Genomic DNA, 243 nt, shown 5'->3' with positions numbered 1-243 from the left:
AAAACGGTCGAGAACGACCACGACTCCCGGCTGCCCAAAGAGGTTCGGGACTTTCGCCGCGCTGCGAAGACGTCCACGGCCACTGTGGCCGCGTCGATTCCATTCGGCTACGACGGCGTTTCCAAGAACCACCTTCCGGTGCTGCTGACACTCTGCGGCGTCATCGGTACCACCACTGCAAGAAACTGAACCATGAGCAACTCAAGCACCCCCGCCACCCTCTCTGAAATTCTGCGCACTGCA

The 243-nt window shown here is 60.1% G+C and carries 1 protein-coding gene; it reads left to right on the top strand.

Annotated elements, in window-relative coordinates; all coding sequences use genetic code 11:
• Nucleotides 1-189, top strand: a 189-nt coding sequence (locus CVH10_RS26345) for a hypothetical protein (RefSeq protein ID WP_181244738.1), incomplete at its 5' end; no start/stop codon positions are given.
• Between the last annotated feature and the right edge of the window lie 54 nt (nt 190-243).

The sequence above is a fragment of the Halomonas sp. ND22Bw genome (assembly GCF_003011945.1).
GTDB lineage: Bacteria > Pseudomonadota > Gammaproteobacteria > Pseudomonadales > Halomonadaceae > Halomonas > Halomonas halophila.
Note: the sequence above shows the minus strand (reverse complement) of the source record. Positions and strands in the feature narration are given on the sequence as shown.